The sequence below is a fragment of the Arthrobacter sp. zg-Y895 genome (genome assembly GCF_020731025.1).
Lineage (GTDB): Bacteria > Actinomycetota > Actinomycetes > Actinomycetales > Micrococcaceae > Arthrobacter_B.
In genome coordinates this window covers 727,398-744,462 of the sequence record NZ_JAJFZY010000004.1, presented here as the reverse complement: position 1 = coordinate 744,462, position 17,065 = coordinate 727,398, and the positions used below count along the sequence as shown (strand labels likewise).

At 67.3% G+C, this 17,065-nt stretch carries 11 protein-coding genes; 8 read left to right on the top strand and 3 right to left on the bottom strand.

Annotation, left to right across the window (positions count from 1 at the left end; translation table 11 throughout):
- Positions 1 to 5: 5 nt before the first annotated feature.
- Entirely contained in the window at positions 6 to 371 is a 366-nt protein-coding gene (locus tag LJ760_RS10275) for a BlaI/MecI/CopY family transcriptional regulator (RefSeq protein ID WP_227922479.1), read from the bottom strand.
- A gap of 183 nt (positions 372 to 554) precedes the next feature.
- Between LJ760_RS10275 and LJ760_RS10270 the strand changes: the two genes are divergently transcribed.
- The 4 genes from LJ760_RS10270 to LJ760_RS10255 all read left to right on the top strand — a co-directional run bounded on the left by LJ760_RS10270 (position 555) and on the right by LJ760_RS10255 (position 7,735).
- Positions 555 to 2,156, top strand: a complete 1,602-nt coding sequence (locus LJ760_RS10270; RefSeq protein ID WP_227922478.1) for a cytochrome ubiquinol oxidase subunit I — start codon at positions 555 to 557, stop codon at positions 2,154 to 2,156.
- A gap of 93 nt (positions 2,157 to 2,249) precedes the next feature.
- Positions 2,250 to 3,266, top strand: a complete 1,017-nt coding sequence (gene cydB, locus LJ760_RS10265) for a cytochrome d ubiquinol oxidase subunit II (protein WP_227922477.1) — start codon at positions 2,250 to 2,252, stop codon at positions 3,264 to 3,266.
- Positions 3,263 to 6,733, top strand: a complete 3,471-nt coding sequence (gene cydD, locus LJ760_RS10260) for a thiol reductant ABC exporter subunit CydD (protein WP_227922474.1) — start codon at positions 3,263 to 3,265, stop codon at positions 6,731 to 6,733. Before cydB ends, cydD begins: the two co-directional genes overlap by 4 nt.
- Positions 6,734 to 6,748: 15 nt before the next feature.
- Positions 6,749 to 7,735, top strand: a complete 987-nt coding sequence (locus LJ760_RS10255; protein WP_227922471.1) for a GNAT family N-acetyltransferase — start codon at positions 6,749 to 6,751, stop codon at positions 7,733 to 7,735.
- Between the two features lie 22 nt (positions 7,736 to 7,757).
- Here LJ760_RS10255 and LJ760_RS10250 read toward each other — a convergent pair whose 3' ends face one another.
- A complete protein-coding gene (locus LJ760_RS10250) occupies positions 7,758 to 8,489 on the bottom strand; it encodes a metal-dependent transcriptional regulator (protein WP_227922469.1) in 732 nt (243 codons plus the stop codon).
- Positions 8,490 to 8,606: 117 nt separating this feature from the next.
- On the opposite strand from LJ760_RS10250, the gene LJ760_RS10245 reads away from it, so the two are divergent.
- The 3 genes from LJ760_RS10245 (at position 8,607) to LJ760_RS10235 (ending at position 11,600) form a co-directional block, all read left to right on the top strand.
- A complete protein-coding gene (locus LJ760_RS10245; RefSeq protein WP_227922467.1) occupies positions 8,607 to 8,951 on the top strand; it encodes a metal-sensitive transcriptional regulator in 345 nt (114 codons plus the stop codon).
- A 44-nt stretch (positions 8,952 to 8,995) separates the two neighbouring features.
- Complete coding sequence (locus LJ760_RS10240; protein WP_227922464.1) at positions 8,996 to 9,220, top strand: heavy-metal-associated domain-containing protein; 225 nt, start codon at positions 8,996 to 8,998, stop codon at positions 9,218 to 9,220.
- 61 nt (positions 9,221 to 9,281) lie between these two features.
- Positions 9,282 to 11,600, top strand: a complete 2,319-nt coding sequence (locus tag LJ760_RS10235) for a heavy metal translocating P-type ATPase (RefSeq protein WP_227922461.1) — start codon at positions 9,282 to 9,284, stop codon at positions 11,598 to 11,600.
- A 95-nt stretch (positions 11,601 to 11,695) separates the two neighbouring features.
- Here LJ760_RS10235 and LJ760_RS10230 read toward each other — a convergent pair whose 3' ends face one another.
- Complete coding sequence (locus LJ760_RS10230) at positions 11,696 to 14,194, bottom strand: DNA gyrase/topoisomerase IV subunit A (protein ID WP_227922459.1); 2,499 nt, start codon at positions 14,192 to 14,194, stop codon at positions 11,696 to 11,698.
- A gap of 128 nt (positions 14,195 to 14,322) precedes the next feature.
- Here LJ760_RS10230 and LJ760_RS10225 point away from each other — a divergent pair, with 128 nt between their 5' ends.
- Positions 14,323 to 17,010, top strand: a complete 2,688-nt coding sequence (locus LJ760_RS10225) for a bifunctional acetate--CoA ligase family protein/GNAT family N-acetyltransferase (protein ID WP_227922457.1) — start codon at positions 14,323 to 14,325, stop codon at positions 17,008 to 17,010.
- Positions 17,011 to 17,065: the final 55 nt, after the last annotated feature.

Below are 17,065 nucleotides of genomic sequence, written 5' to 3'. Positions count from 1 at the left end.
GGTGCCTAGGCGCCGAGCAGCCTGCGCAGCATTTCGGCCTCGGTGTCGGAGACGGAACCGACGAACCGGGCCAGCACGGCTTCGCGGTCATTGGCGGTACCGAGGGCTTCATGCATGAGTTCGGCCGTGTGTTCGGCCCGGCTGGTCACGGCACGGTAGCGGTGGGGGCGGATGTCGCGTTCACGCTGGACCAGCGATTTCTTTTCCAGCCGTGACAGCACGGTCAGCACGGTGGTGACAGCGAGGCCCTTGCCGTCAGCGGAAGCCTCACGCTGCGCCAGTTTCTCGCGGAGTTCATTGGCGGTGGCTGCTTCGTTTGATTCCCACAGCAGATCCATCATTGCGCGTTCCAACTCACCGAGCGTTGCCATGTGCATCCTTTTTCGATCGAGACCCCGGCGGACCCCTGTATCGGGTCCAGACTTACTAATGTACCCCGTTCCGCCCGTTTGTTCTACATCACGTAGAAATCTTGGCCGACTTGTTCTACGCTGTGTAGAAGTTAGGAATTCTACAACGCGTAGAAGAAACTGCTCAACTGAAGGACTACAAGCGTGGAAGCACTGGATATCGCCCGGTGGCAGTTCGGCATCACGACCGTCTACCACTTCCTCATGGTCCCGCTGACCATTGGGCTGGGGATTGTGGTGGCAGCCATGCAGACAGCCTGGGTGCGCACCGGCAAAGAACAATACCTGCGAATGACGAAGTTCTGGGGAAAGCTGTTCCTCATTAACTTCATCCTGGGCCTGGCCACCGGCCTGGTTCAGGAGTTCCAGTTCGGGATGGCCTGGAGCGAGTACAGCCGCTTCGTCGGCGACGTCTTCGGCGCCCCGCTGGCACTGGAATCACTGTTGGCGTTCTTCACCGAATCAGTGTTCCTGGGATTGTGGATCTTCGGCTGGAAGAGGTTGCCCCCGAAGATCCATCTGGCGTGCCTGTGGATCACCACGCTCGCCTCCATGCTCTCGGCCTACTTCATCCTCGCCGCTAACTCCTGGATGCAGCACCCCGTGGGCGTGGAAATGGTGGACGGCCGCCCGGTCATGAACGACATCTGGGCCGTCCTGACCAACAACACCCTCCTCGTCGCGTTCCCGCACACAATCTTCGGTGCCTTCGCCGTTGCCGGCGGGTTCCTACTCGGCATCGCCTGGTACCACCTCTGGAAGCGGCGCCGCGACGGCATCGACACCGTGGATGACCGGGGCTACGTGGTGGTTGGCGAAAACGCCGCAATCGGCCGCGACAAGACCGACCACGCCGTGTGGCTGCGCTCCCTGCGCATCGGCGCCGTCGTTGCCATGATCTCCTTCGCCGGCGTCGCCGTCAGCGGTGACCTGCAGGGCAAGCTCATGTTTGAGCAGCAGCCCATGAAGATGGCGGCCGCGGAAGCGGCGTGCCATGACGGCACCGGCTTCTCCGTCCTGTCCATCGGTGACCCCGGCGCGGAGAACTGTGAAGACGTGGACACCCTGGTCGAAATCCCGGGCATGCTGTCCTTCCTCGCCAACGGCGACTTCGACACCGAAATCCGGGGGGTAAACACCCTGCTGGAGGAGTACCGCGACGCCTACGGCACGAACCTGCCGGACAACGAAATGTACGGCACCAACTCCGGCATGGAAATCGACTACACGCCGAACTTCGCCGTCACCTACTGGGGCTTCCGCATCATGATCGGCTTCGGCAGTGTTGCCGCCGTCGCCGCCGCCTACGCCCTGTGGGCGGTCCGCAAGGGCACCGTCCCCGAGTCCAAATGGCTGATGCGCCTGGCCGTCTTCGGCATCCTGGCACCGTTCGGCGCCAACTCCGCAGGCTGGATCTTCACCGAAATGGGCCGCCAGCCGTTTGTGGTGGCTCCGAACCCCACCGGTACCGACGGCGTCTTCATGTTCACCGCCGCAGCCGTCTCGCCGGGTGTGAGCATGGCGGAACTGCTGTTCTCCGTCATCACCTTCACCGTCGTGTACCTGGCCCTGCTGATCGTGGAGGTGCGGCTGCTGTTCAAGTTCGTCCGCGGCGGCGTTCCGGCAGCGATGCCTGACCTGCTGCACGGCGACGACGGCGGCACGGGCGGCCTGGACTCCGCCGGCGGCGATCCCGACGGCAGCCCCGGAAAGAAGAAGCATGATGTCCTCGACTTTGCCTACTAAGGCGCCCCGGGGGGAGGCCGTGCACACGGCCGCCCTCCGGGTCCTCCACCCTGCAATCTGCCGGACACCGGCACTTCTGGAGCTCTGAAAGTAATGTCGCTACCGCTGTTCTGGTTTATCGTGATTGCCTTCCTATGGGTCGGGTACCTTTTCCTGGAGGGCTTCGACCTCGGGGTGGGCATGCTTATGAAGCTGATGGCCCGCGACGAGAAGGACCGCCGGGTACTGCTGAACACCATCGGCCCGGTGTGGGACGGCAACGAAGTCTGGCTGATCACGGTCGGTGCAATGACTTTCGCGGCTTTCCCGCTGTGGTACGCCTCGTTGTTCTCCGCCCTGTACATCCCCTTGGTCATTGTGCTGCTGGGGCTCATCTTCCGGGCCGTGTCCATCGAGTACCGCGGCAAGCATGACAGCGACAGCTGGCGCAACCGCTGGGACTGGGGCATGGCCCTGGGCTCCTTCGCGGCTGCCTTCGGCGTCGGTGCCGCGCTCGGACTGACCACCACAGGCCTGCCGCTGAATGAGAACGGCGACCGCGTGGGCGGGGCGTTTGCCTGGCTGACTCCGTACGCGGTGCTGGGCGGAGTGGCCGTGGTGGCCTTCTGCCTGGTTCACGCCTGCGTTTTCCTGATGCTCAAGACCGACGGACAGATCCGTGACCGCGCCAAGCGCATCGTGACGCGCTGGCTGCCCGTGGGCATCCTGCCCTTGGCGGCATGGGCCATCATCGTGCAGTTCATGAACGGCAAGGCCGCCACGCTTCCCCTGTTGGTGATTGCGGTGGTGGGAGCCCTCCTGGCCTGGATCTACGCCCGCCGGGGCCGTGACGGTTTGAGCTTCATCAGCCTTGGGATCTTCCTGGTGGCCGGAGCGGCGACCATCTTCGCCTCCATGTACCCCGTGGTGCTGCCCTCCACGCTGGATGCAGCCTGGAACCTGACGGTGGAAAACGCCTCCGCGTCCCCCTACGCCCTGAAGGTCATGAGCTGGGTGGCCCTGTTCGGCCTGCCGGTAGTGGTGCTGTACCAGGGCTGGACCTACTGGGTGTTCCGTAAGCGGGTCACCACCGAGGCCATCCCCGCCCCCCACAGCTTCAAACCGCAGTGAAGCCGGTCCTCCCGGTCAGCGCCACCAGCCGCCGTGCGCTGTACCTCCTCGGGCTGCTGGCAGCCATCAAGGCAGCGGGGCTGGTACTGCTGGCCGACGCCGTAGCCAGCGGCATCGCCGGCCTGGCCGCCGGCGGTCCGGAGTGGAACCGCGTGTTCCTGCTCGGCACCGCCGGCGCCGTGCTGCGGTCCGTGGCTGTATGGGGCCAGGACACCGTGGCCCAGCGTGCGGCCGCAGGGGTGAAGGACGAACTGCGCCGGCAGCTGTCCGTGCGGGTACTGGCCGACGGCGGGACCGTCCCGGGGATGGGCAGCGGTGCGCTGAGCGTCCTGCTTACCCGCGGGTTGGACGGACTGGACAACTACTACTCCAAGTACCTGCCCGCACTGGTGACCTGCGCCGTCGTCCCCCTGCTGGTGGGTGCCCGCATCCTCGCCGCGGACTGGATCAGCGCCGTCACGATCGTGCTGACCGTACTCCTCATCCCGGTCTTCATGATCCTGATCGGCCTGCACACCGAGGACAAGACCGCCGCCGCGGTGGACGCGCTGAACCGGCTCTCGGACAACATGCTGGAGCTGGCCAAGGGCCTGCCCGTGCTGGTGGGCCTCGGCCGCGCCCGTGCGCAGACCCGGGCACTGCGCGACGTCGCCGACCGTTACCGCACCACAACGCTGGCAACCCTGCGGGTGGCGTTTATGTCCTCGCTGGCATTGGAACTCATTGCCACTATCTCGGTGGCCCTGGTGGCGGTATTCATCGGTGTCCGGCTGGTGCACGGCGGCATGCCGCTGGAATTGGGGCTGCTGGCCCTGATCCTTGCACCGGAGTGCTACCAGCCGCTGCGTGACCTGGGTACCGCCCACCACGCCAGCGAGGACGGCCTCGAAGCACTGAACCGGACCAACGCGGTGCTGGACGCTCCGGCGGCCGTGCCGCTGGCGGACGCTTCAGCCGCCGCTGAGGAAACCGCCGGGTCGGCGCTCGTGGTCCGGGATCTGACCATCGCCTACGAAGGCCGGCCGCATCCTGCCGTGGAGAACCTCAGTTTCACGGTCCCCGCAGGTGCCATTGCCGCCCTGACCGGTTCCAGCGGGGCAGGAAAAACCTCCGTGCTGGAAGTCCTGGCCGGGCTCCGGCGGAACGGCGGCGACACCCGGCTGGACGGCAGCGTGCAGGGCATCAGCCGCGAAACGCAGGCGTGGATACCCCAGCATCCCGTCCTGGTCGAGGACACCGTTGCCGAGGAGATCGCCCTCTACGCGGGTTTCCCGGTGACCGGGTCCGGCAGTGCCGAAGGCCCGGACAGTGCGGGGCGCACGGCAGCCCGCCGGGCACTCGACCGCATTGACGCCGGGCACCTGCTCGATTCCGCCACCGCGGACCTGAGCCCGGGTGAGCAGCGCCGGGTGGCCGTGGCCCGGGCACTGGCCCGCATCGAAGCGAATCCCGGCGTCCGGATCCTGCTGGCGGATGAACCTACCGCACACCTCGATTTCCGCAGTGCCTCGGCTGTCCGTGCAGCCCTGTCCGCCCTGCGGGGACGGACCACCGTGCTGCTGGTAGCCCACGACGCCGCCACCGCAGCCATCGCCGACACCGTGATTCCGGTTGAAGCGGCGGCGGGTGCAAGCCTGCCCCGGGAACGCGTCAAGGGCCAGCATGCGGCATCCCTGGCAGCTGCTGCCCGCAGGGTCCCGGTGGCGGTTCCTGCCGGTTCCGGTCCGGCAGCTGCTGCCGACGCCGGTCCCGGGAAAGAGGGCGGCTCGGCATCCGGCAGCCAGGCAGCCGGCACAGCCGCGGAGCCGACCTCGGGCCATGAGCCGCTGTGGAAGAACCTCCTGGTGCTGAAGCCGTGGAGCAAGCAGTTTGTCCTGGCGCTGGTGCTGGGCACGGGGGCCACCATGTTCGCCGTCGCGCTGACGGCCCTGTCCGCCTGGCTGATCGTGCGTGCCGCGGAGCAGCCGCCAATCCTGTACCTGCTTATGGCGATTGTCGGCGTGCGGTTCTTCGGCATCGGCCGGGCATTGCTGCGGTACCTGGAGCGGCTCTCCCTGCACGACGCCGTCTTCCGTGCCACCAACACGCTGCGGGTCCGGCTCTGGAATGGGCTGCTGCAGCGCCCCGAAGGCTGGCGCCGCGTGGCGCGGGGTTCGGGTGCCCTTGAACGCCTGGTGGGTGACGTGGACGAGCTGCGGGACATCGCGCCCCGGGTGGTCTTCGCACCCCTGACCGGCCTGCTGACCGCCGTCGGCGCCTGTGTAGTGACCTGGCTGCTGGTCCCGGAAGGCCTGGCAGTGCAGCTGGCGCTGACCGTGGTGGGGATGGTCATCGCTCCGCTGCTTGCCCTGTTCGCCGATTCCGCTGCCCGCGCAGCCACTGTGAACCTCCAGGCCCGGTCCATGTCCTCCATGGCACGCCTGCTCACGGCTGCCCCCGATCTGGAAGCCAACTCAAGCTCGGCCCCGGTCCTGGCCCGCCAGGAGCAGTTCGAAGCAGCCGCGGCTCGGGCGGTCCGGCGCAGCGCCTGGGCCCAGGGCCTGGCCAATGCCGTCACCGCCCTCGCCTGCTCCCTTGCAGCGCTTTACATGATCAGCGCTTCGCCGGACGGGCCGGCCACCGTGGCCGCGGTGGTGGTCCTGGTGCAGCTGGCGCTGATTGAGCCTTTTGTCGCAGTCAACGGCTCCATCCAGCAGTTCTCCGCGTGGCGCACCCTGGGGGACAAGGTGCTGCCGGATCTGGGCACGGAAGACGTCGCGCCCGATGACACCGCAGGGGAAACCGCTGCCCGGGAGAGCTTTGGCAAGGTCCACGTACTGGAACTGGATAACATCCGGTACCGCTATCCCGGCGCTGCCGCAGATGTGCTGACCGGCGTGGACCTCAGGGTCTCCGCAGGGGAGTGGGTAGCCGTCACCGGTCCCTCCGGCAGCGGCAAATCCACCCTGCTCGGTGTGCTGCTCGGCTTCCTGCCGCCCCGAAGCGGTACCTATCTGATCAACGGCGTTCCTGCGCAGTCGGTCCCACAGGCAGCCCGGCGGATGGCGTGGTGCCCGCAGGAGGCGCACCTGTTCGACTCGACCCTCCGCGGGAACCTGCTTCTGGCCCGTGACCGCGCCCTTGCCCCGACGGAAGCCGAAATGATCGGCTCCCTTCGCGCTGTTGGCCTGGGGCCGCTGTTCGACACCCTGCCCGACGGCCTGGATACAGCCATCGGCGCCGGCGGGCATTTCCTCTCCGGCGGCCAGCGCCAGCGGCTTGCCGTGGCCCGTGCGCTCCTCGCGGCGGCCGACGTCGTGCTCCTGGACGAGCCCACGGCCCACTTGGACGCGGAGGCGGGGGCGCAGCTGATGGCCGACCTGAAATCCGGCCTGCAGGGCAAAGCCGTTGTGGTGGTGACCCATAATCCGGCCGATGCTGCCTGGTGCGGGCGGGAGGTCTCACTGGGAGCGGTGCTGTTGTCCTAGGGTGGATGGATGCAGATGCCTTCCCCACCCCTGTTCCCCGGGCCCGAAACCGGCCTGCGCTGGCGCTCCATCGGAGCTGACGACGTCGACGCCTGGTATGCCCTGATCCGCAGGATGGCGGAGGCGGACAAACCCGGATGGGTGGAGGACCGCAGGGACCTGGAGCAGGCGCTGGAAACCACCTCCGGGGATCCCGCAAAGGACACGCTGATCGGGCTGGACAAAACCGGTGCGGCGCGGGCGTACGGCCGGATCGCCTTGAACCCCGGGTCGGAGACCGGCTCGGGCTTCGGCGGCGTCGACCCGCAGTGGCGGCGCCGGGGCATCGGGTCGAAGATCTACCGCTGGCAGGAAACCCGCCTGCGCCAGCGGCTGCTCACGGAGCACCGGAAACACGGCGTCCTGCGCACCTACGCCGAGGAATCCAACGCCTCCCAGGTGGCACTGCTGCAGTCCGAAGGCGCCCACGTGGTCCGCTACTTCACCGAGATGAGCCGGCCGCTGACTGGCGGCCTGCCGGACGCCGTGCTGCCGGAGGGTATGGAGTTCCGCACCTTCTCCCCGGAGATTTCCGACGCCGTACGCCGGGCGCATAACGAAGCGTTCAAGGACCACTGGGGGAGCGAGCCGCGGAACAAGGAGCGGTGGGGATTCACCATCGACCATCCCCAGTTCCGGCCGGACTGGAGCTTCGCGGTGGTGGATACCGGCTCCGGGGAAGTTGCCGCCTACCAGTTGGCGAGCTTCGACCCGGAGAGCAAGGACATCCACGGCTACAAAGAGGGCTACACCATGCTCCTCGGGGTGCGGCGGGACTGGCGGGGACGGAAACTTGCTCCGGCGATGCTGCGTGAGGCAATGCGCCGCTTCCGGGAAGGCGGCATGGACAACGCCGGGCTCGGCGTGGACACGGAGAACCCGTCCGGTGCCCTGGGGCTGTACGAAAGCCTGGGCTATAAGCCCACGCACCGGGAAGTGGTCTTCGACAAAACGGTCCTGTAGCAGGGGCCGCGGGAAGAGCGCGCTACCGGTCCGCGGGGGCCGTGTCCGGGGACGTTGCCGTGGGGTTTGTGTCCGGGACCGTGTCCGGGACCGTGAGGATCCAGATGGCTTCCGCTGCGGGCAGGCCCAGGTCCAGCGTCCGGCCCCCGGCTTCAATAGTCAGCGTGCCGGCATAGGGCTGGCGCTGCACCACGGACACCATGGTGTCCAGGTGAAGGCCCAGCCCGGCGAGGTAGCGCAGCAGTTCGGGTTCATTGTCGGAGACACGGGCCACCGTTCCGCGGGAACCGGGTTCGCACCGGCTCAGCCGCTGTGCATCCAGGACGGGGAAACTGCCGTCGCGGGCCGGGATCGGGTCGCCGTGCGGGTCACGCACGGGATTGCCGAGGCGCGCCGCCAGGGCATCCACCATCTTGTCCGATACGGCGTGCTCGAGGTGTTCGGCTTCGTCGTGCACTTCGTCCCAGCGGTAGCCCAGGTACTCCACCAGGAACGTCTCGATCAGCCGGTGCCTGCGGACCATGCCCACGGCAGCCTTCTCGCCCGCGTCCGTCAGGGCAATCGACCCGTAGCGGGCGTGCGTCAACAGGCCCTGGCCGGTCAGTTTCTTTACCGCCTCGGAGACCGACGACGGCGAGAAGCCCATGTGTACGGACAGCGCGGACACCGTCAGGGGTTCATCCGTCCATTCCTGCGCGGTCCAGATGACCTTCAGGTAATCCTGGCTTGCTGTCGAGAGTTCGCTGTGTGCCACGGGTTCCACCTTACTGGCAGGACTCCGCCCCTCGGGAATAAATACCCCCTAGGGGTACTTGAATTGATACCCCGGCAGGGTATAGCTTGGATGCAGTCAAGGATTGGAGCAGAGGCAATGGACGCAGTGACGCAGAATGTTCCGGAAACCGTGGAGACCCACGACGGGCCGCATGGTTACGCGTCGGATAAAGACGCCTACCTCCGCCGGCTGCGCCGGATTGAGGGCCAGGTGCGGGGAATCGCCCGCATGGTCGAGGAAGACAAATACTGCATCGACATCCTCACCCAGGTCGCAGCCATCAACAAGGCGCTGCATGCGGTCAGCCTTGGGCTGGTCCAGGACCACATGTCGCACTGCCTGGTGGATGCCGCGCAGGAATCCGAACGAACCGGCAATCCCGAGATTGTTACCGCCAAGGTCCAGGAAGCGGCCGACGCCATCGGCCGCCTGCTGCGGTAGGACCGGCACCCGATCCATTCACCCATCCAAGGAAGAAGATTCGCATGGAAACCACCACACTGAACATCTCAGGCATGACCTGCGGCCACTGCGTCGCTTCCGTGACCGAGGAACTGGAGGCACTCGACGGCGTCGACAACGTCTCCGTGGACCTGAACGCGGGCGGCATTTCAACCGCGACTGTCACCGCGAACCGAAGCCTCAGCTCCGCTGAACTGGGCGAAGCGGTTGCTGAAGCCGGTTACTTGGTGGTCGATGCCGACGCGTAGCGGCTGCACCAAGCGCGACGAAGCGGATACTGCGCACAGGAAGTAGGAGAAGGGAACCATCATGGACACTCGCGAACAAGCGGCAACCAGGGCAGTCGAACTTGAGATCCAGGGCATGACGTGCGCTTCCTGCGTGGCGCGGGTGGAGCGCAGGCTCGGAAAGATCGACGGCGTCGAGGCCTCAGTCAACCTGCCGCTGGAAAGTGCGCGGGTCACCGCCCCCGCAGCCGTTTCAGACCAGCAGATTGTCGACGCCGTAAATGCTGCCGGTTACAACGCCCGGCTGAAAACCCGGCACCCTGCCCGGCCGTCCGCCCACGGAGGGCACGCCGCCGCGGCACCGGGAGCGGACGCCGGTAATGAAACGCCGGCGGAACACGGCGAAGGGCACATGTCCGGCGGCGACCACATGTCCCACGGCGGAACTGCCGCACAGCTGCGTCCCCGGCTGATCCTGGCAGCGGTCCTCAGCGTTCCGGTCCTGCTCATCTCCATGGTTCCCGCACTGGCATTCCCGAACTGGGGATGGGTGGTGGCGCTGCTCGCGCTGCCCGTGGTGACCTGGTCCGCGTGGCCCTTCCACCGTGCGGCGGCCATCAATGCCCGGCACCTTGCCTCCACCATGGACACCCTGGTCTCCATCGGCGTCGCGGCGGCCTACCTGTTCTCGGTAGGACAGCTGGCCGTTGATCCGGGACTTACCGCGGATCCGGGCATGGGATCGGACCCGCACCTGTACTTCGAGGTCGCCTCGGTGGTGGTCACGTTCCTGCTGCTGGGCCGCTATCTGGAGGCCAACGCCAAAACCAAGGCAACGGATGCGCTGAAGGCACTGCTGAACCTGGGCGCGAAGGACGCGACGGTGCTGCGGGACGGAGCGGAAGTCCGCATCCCGGCGGACCGGCTGGAAGTCGGCGACGTGTTTGTTGTCCGGCCCGGGGAAAAGATACCGGCTGACGGCGTGGTACTCGAGGGCCGCTCGGCGGTGGATGCCTCCTTGATCACCGGCGAGTCGCTGCCCGTGGAGGTGGATGTCAACAGCCCGGTCACGGGTGCCACCATCAACACCTCCGGCCGCCTGCAGGTGCGGGCCACCCGGGTAGGCAGCGAGACCACCCTGGCGCAGATGGGCCGCCTCGTCAGCGAGGCCCAGTCGTCCAAGGCACCGATCGCCCGGCTTGCGGACCGGATCAGTGCCGTGTTCGTTCCGGTGGTCCTCGGGATCGCGGTCCTGACCTTCGTGTTGTGGATGCTCCTCACCGGCGACCTGCAGGCAGCCTTCACTGCCGCCGTCACGGTGCTGGTGATCGCCTGCCCATGTGCCCTGGGCCTCGCCACCCCGGTGGGCCTGCTGACCGGAACCGGCCGCGGCGCGCAGCTGGGCATCCTGATCAAGGGCGCCCAGGTGCTGGAGGATACCCGCATAGTGGACACCATCGTGCTGGACAAGACCGGCACCATTACCTCGGGCCGGCTGTCCGTGGCCCGGATCCGGCTGCTGGACAATGAATCAGCGGACCTCACCGCGGATGACCTGCTGCGCCTGGCCGGCTCGGTCGAGGATGCCGGGGAGCACCCGATTGCCCGGGCCATCGCCGCGTCCGCACGTTCCGGTCCAGGCACCGTGCCGGTCACCGACTTCGATTCGGCACCGGGCGGGGGAGTCCGCGGCACCGTGGACGGACACCGCATCGTGGCCGGGCGCCCGGCCTGGCTGGACGAAAACGGGGTTGACCTGCCGGATGCTGCCTACGCCGCGCTGCGGGAAGAGCAGGAAGCCGGCGCCACTGCCGTCCTGGTGGCGGTCGATGACCGGGTGGCGGGAATCATCAGCCTGCAGGACACCGTCAAGGAAGGCTCCGCGGAGGCCATTGCAAGGTTCCGCAGCCTGGGCCTGCACCCGGTGCTGCTGACCGGCGACAACGCCGTGGTGGCCGCCCAGGTCGCGGAACAGGTGGGAATCCCGGCCGAGGACGTGCTTGCCGATGTCCGTCCCGAAGGGAAGGTCGACGCCGTCCGGCGGCTCCAGGCACAGGGACGCACCGTGGCGATGGCCGGGGACGGCGTGAACGACGCCGCGGCACTGGCCCAGGCGGATCTGGGCATCGCCATGGGCTCCGGCACCGACGTCGCCATGGAAGCAGCCGACCTGACCGTGATGGGCAGCAGCCTGGGACAGGTGGCCACCGCCGTCGAACTCTCCCGGCGGACGCTGGCGACCATCAAGACCAACCTGTTCTGGGCGTTCTTCTACAACGCGGTGGGCATCCCGGTGGCAGCCTTCGGACTGCTCAACCCCATGATCGCGGGGGCGGCGATGGCGGCGAGCTCGGTGCTGGTGGTCGGCAACTCGCTGCGGCTGCGCAGTTTCGGTAAATAGGAAGGCCGACAGGCAGAGAGCAAAAAACGGGCCGGTCCGCGGAGCATGCAGCTCCCGCGGACCGGCCCGTTCTTCGTTGTTGCTGTCTGCCGTCGTCAGCCCTGGCTTGGTCCCACGGCATCTACCGCGTTGGCCAGGGGCACCCCGGAACCGTCCCGCCGGCCATGCTCGGTGGGCAGGGCCCGCGCCACGCCGTTGGCCGCGGACGCCTTCGCGGGACCGTGTCCGGCCCAGGCCACCGACAGTGAATCTTCGCCCTTCAGGAAGCGGTGCGCCCGGACGCCGGCCGTGGCCCGGCCCTTGGCCGGGTATTCGGCAAACGGTGTCACCTTCACCGAGCCGCCGGGGGTACCCGGCAGTGCCTCGGTGGTGGTCGAAACGGTGACGACGACGGCGTCGGGATCCTCCGCGGCCACGGCACCGAAGAACACCACGGCGTCGTCGTCGGCCAGTTTGATCCCGGCCACGCCGCCTGCAGTACGGCCCTGGGCACGGACCGTAGAGGCAGGGAAGTGCAGCAGCTGCGCCGACCGGGTGATGAAGACCAGTTCATCCGTCTCGTCCGCAGCCACGGACACCCCGATGACCTCGTCCTTGGGCTTGAGCGTGATGGCTTCCCAGTCATCGCGGTTCAGCGGGTAATCGGGATTGACCCGCTTCACCACGCCGTTGCGGGTGCCGATGGCCACCACGGCGTTCAGCGGAACGAGTCCCACCAGCTTCTCGCCCTTGCCCAGGGTCATGAATTCCTTGACCGGCACGCCTCCGGCAAGGTTCGGCAGGCCGGCGGTCGAGGGCAGGGCAGGCAGGTCAAGGACGGAGATCCGGATCATCCGGCCCGAGGAGGTCAGTGCCCCGATCTCGCCGCGGGCGGTGGTCTTCACCACCGAGCGGAACACGTCGTGGCGCACCCGCTGCCCTCCTTCGGTGAGCGGTTCCTGGTCCGAGGTCCGGGCCACCTGTCCGGAGGCGGACAGGATGGCCCAGCAGGGATCGTCCGGGATCTCCAGCGGAAGGATGGCCTTGGCGCCCTTGCCTGCGACGCCGGCGGCAGCGGTCACTGCCGCACCCTTCAGGGGTGAAGCGGCCTCCGATTCGAGCAGCACCGTACGCCGCGGCGTCGCGTATTTTGCCGCCACTTCGCCCAGTTCGTCCGAGACCAGGGAGCGCAGCCGCTGCTCGGAGCCGAGGATCGCTTCAAGCTCCTCGATGGCTTTGCGCAGCTCGTCCTGCTCCTTTTCGAGCTCGATGCGGGAGTACTTAGTCAACTGCCGCAGGCGCAGCTCGAGGATGTGGCTGGCCTGGACTTCGGTCAGGTCGTACACGGCCATCAGCCGTTCCCGGGCCTGGGCCGTTTCATCCGAGGAGCGGATGATCTGGATGACCTCGTCAATGTCCACAATGGCGATCAGCAGGCCCTCGACCAGGTGCAGCCGGTCCTTTTTCCGGCTCAGCCGGTAGGCGGTGCGGCGGCGGACCACGCCGAGGCGGTGTGCAACGTAGACCTGCAGCAGTTCAACCAGGCCCAGGGTCCGGGGCTGCCCGTCCACGAGGGTGACGTTGTTGATGCCGAAGGAATCCTCCATGGGCGTGAACTTGTACAGCTGGGCCAGCACCGCGTTGGGGTTGAACCCGTTCTTCAGCTCGATCACCAGGCGCAGGCCGTGGCTGCGGTCGGTGAGGTCCACAATGTCGGAGATGCCCTGCAGCTTCTTGGACGTGACGGCGTCCTTGATCTTTTCAATGACCTTTTCCGGGCCGACCATGTAGGGCAGTTCGGTGACCACCAGGCCGGTGCGGCGCGCGGTGAGCTGCTCCACCTCCACCTTGGCGCGGGTCTTGAAGGAACCGCGGCCGCTGGCATAGGCATCGCGGATGCCGTCCAGCCCGACAATCCGTCCGCCCGTGGGCAGGTCCGGTCCGGGGATGAAGCGCATCAGCTCCTCCAGCCCGGCGTCCGGGTTGGCGATCAGGTGCTGGGTGGCAGCAATAACCTCGCCGAGGTTGTGCGGCGCCATGTTCGTGGCCATGCCCACGGCAATACCCGTGGCACCGTTGACCAGCAGGTTGGGGAAGGCCGCGGGCAGCACTTCGGGCTGCTGGAGCTGGTTGTCGTAGTTCGGGACAAAGTCCACTACGTCTTCGTCCAGGTGATCCGTCAGGGTCAGGGCCGGGGCCGCCAGCCGGGCCTCCGTGTAACGGGCGGCGGCCGGACCGTCGTCGAGCGAGCCGAAGTTGCCGTGGCCGTCGATCAGCGGCAGGCGCAGTGCCCAGTCCTGGGCCATGCGGACCATGGCGTCATAAATGGCCGTGTCACCGTGCGGGTGCAGCTTGCCCATCACCTCGCCCACCACCCGGGCGGACTTCACATGCCCGCGGTCCGGCCGCAGCCCCATGTCGGACATCATGTACAGGATGCGCCGCTGGACAGGCTTCAGGCCGTCGCGTGCATCGGGGAGGGCACGCGAGTAGATCACCGAGTAGGCGTATTCGAGGAAGGAGCCCTCCATCTCGGTGGTGACATCTATCTCGATGATGTTCTCGGCGATCTTTTCGCCGGGTACGGATTTGGAGACGGGTTGGCGCCGGGCCATGCTTTTGTCGAATCCTTGCAGTGTTAGGGGACAGGGATTGCGCGCCGTACATAGTCCACGCGGTGGGGAGCCACGCTGTACAGAGCGGGTGGATGACTATGGGGAAGTTTGCCCACTACTCTGATTCTATGGTGGAGCAGGGACATTACCCCGAATATTGGGAAGCCGACGTCGTGTTGCGGGACGGGGGGACCGGCCATCTGCGCCCCGTTTCCCCCTCCGATGCGGACGCGCTGCAGGCCTTCCACATGCGGCAGTCGCAGAGTTCCATCTACCTGCGGTTCTTTACGTATAAGGCCAAGCTCACCAATAAGGAGCTGGAGCGCTTCACCAATGTCGATTACCGGGACCGGGTGGCGTTCGTCATCACCATTGGTGATGAAATCATCGGCATCGGCCGCTACGACCGCCTCGACGATCCCACCGAAGCCGAGGTTGCCTTCAACATAGCCGACGGCCACCAGGGCCGCGGGCTGGGGTCCATCCTGCTGGAGCACCTGGCCGCCGCCGCCCGCGAAAACGGCATCCGCCGGTTCTCCGCGGAAGTCCTTCCCGAGAACCGCAAGATGATCGACGTCTTCGCCGACGCCGGGTACGAGGTAAGCCGGCACTTCGACGACGGCGTGATCGCCCTGGACTTCAACATCGACCCCACCGAGAAATCGCTGGCGGTCATGGAAGCCCGGGAACACCGCGCCGAGGCCCGCAGCGTGGCCGACCTGCTCTCGCCGTCGTCCATCGCCGTCATCGGAGCCAGCCGCGAATGGGGCTCGGTGGGCTACCAGCTGCTGGAGCACATCATCGAGGGCGGCTTCAAAGGATCCGTCTACGCCATCAATCCCGAAGCCTTCGAACTGGCCGGCATGATTTCCTACAGCCGGATCGCCGAAGTGCCGGAAACGGTCCAGCTGGCCGTCATTGCCGTGCCCTACGAACAGGTCCTGGAGGTGGCGGACGAGTGCGCTGCCGCCGGGGTGAAGGCCCTGCTGGTGGTGACCGCCGGTTTCGGACCGAAGGGCCCGGAGGGGCTGGCCCGGCAGCGGGCCCTGGTCCGACGCGCACGGGCCCACGGCATGCGCGTGGTCGGGCCGGCGTCGCTGGGCCTGATCAACACCCGGCCGGACGTGTCCCTGAACGCGTCCATGGCGCCGGCCCTGCCCCGGCGCGGGGGACTGGGGCTGTTCAGCCAGTCCGCCGCCATCGGCGTCCTGCTCTACGCCACTGCCCAGCGGCGCGCGCTGGGGTTGTCCTCCACCATCTCCGCCGGCAACCGGGCCGACGTCTCCGGCAATGACGCCATGCAGTACTGGGAGGACGACGCCGACACGCGCGTGGTGGCCATGTACCTGGAATCGGTGGGAAACCCGCGTAAGTTCTCCCGCCTGGCCCGCAGGCTGGCGCGCACCAAACCCGTGATTGTCGCCAAGTCGGACGTGACCGGCCTCCAGCTTCCGCCCGGCCACGCCGTGCGGACCACGCAGGCCCCTCCGGGCGCCCTGGACGCGATGCTCCGCCAGTCCGGCGTCATCCGCGTGAGCACCAACGAGCAGCTGATCGACGTGGCGCAGATCGCGGTCAGCCAGCCGCTGCCGCGCGGGCGCCGGGTGGCTGTCTTCAGCAATTCGGCGGCCCTGGGCCGGGTCCTGGCCGATGCCTGCACCGGACTGGACCTGGACATCACCCGCCTCGAGACGGAACTGGCCCTGGACACCGGGATGAGCGTGGCACTGCCGCAGCTGCGCCGCACGGTCACCGAGGTGCTGTCGGACGACACGGTGGACGCCGGCGTCGTCGCCATCCTCCCGGCGCCGGGACTGAGGACGGAAGCGATAGCCGCCGTTCTGGCCGAATGCGTGCAGGAGACCGGCAAGCCCCTGGTCGCTGCCTTTACCGGAATCGTGGATCCCCGGGCGCATGTCGAAGGCCTGCTCGCGGCGGACCCCGACGTTCCAGGCGGCGGGTTGCCCTGCTTCAGCAGCCCCGGCGCAGCGGTCACCGCCCTGGCCTCCGTGGTGCGCTACACGGAGTGGGCGCACCGGGACCACGGCAGTTTCGTGGAACCTGCCGGTGTTGATACCGAAGGAGCCTCGGCCTACCTCGACTCGTTGATGGACCGGGTGGAAGGCGATGCCCTGACCCGGCTGGACCAGGAGCAGACGGCAAGGCTCTTGGAGTTCTACCGCATTTCCGTGCTCCCCGCCGTCAGTTTTTCCACGCCGGAGGAAGCAGTGGCCGCGGCCGAACAGCTCGGCTGGCCCGTGGCGGTCAAGACCCGTGAAGGGCACCTGCGCCACCGCCTGGACCTCGGCGGCGTGCGGCTGAACATTTCCACGCCGGAAGCGCTGCGGACCAACATCGAGCAAATGCACCAGGCCCTGCGCCGCTACGGCGAATTCGAAATGGAAGTCCAGTCCATGGCCAACAGCGGGCAGGGCTGCCGCATCCGGGCCATCGAGGATCCGCTGCTGGGACCGGTGATCTCCTTCGGACTCGCCGGTGACGCAACCAGCCTGCTGGATGACTGGGCGCACGGCGTTCCACCCCTGACGGACCGCGACATTGCCGACCTGGTGCGGGCACCCCGTTCCGCTGCCAAGCTCTTCGGCTACCAGGGACTGCCCGAAGCGGACATCGCAGCACTGGAGGACCTCATCGCCCGGCTGGCCGTCCTGAAGGATGAGCATCCGCAGATCGCACTGATCGACATTAATCCGGTCCTGGTCTCCGCCGACGGCGTGACGGTGCTGAGCGCCGACATCCGGCTGGGGAACCCGCAGCGCCGCACCGACAGTGCCCGGCGCGCAATGCGGGACTGATCTTTTCCACCACCCGCGCGCCATTTAGGCATGTAGGGGCGGTCTGGGGGAAACT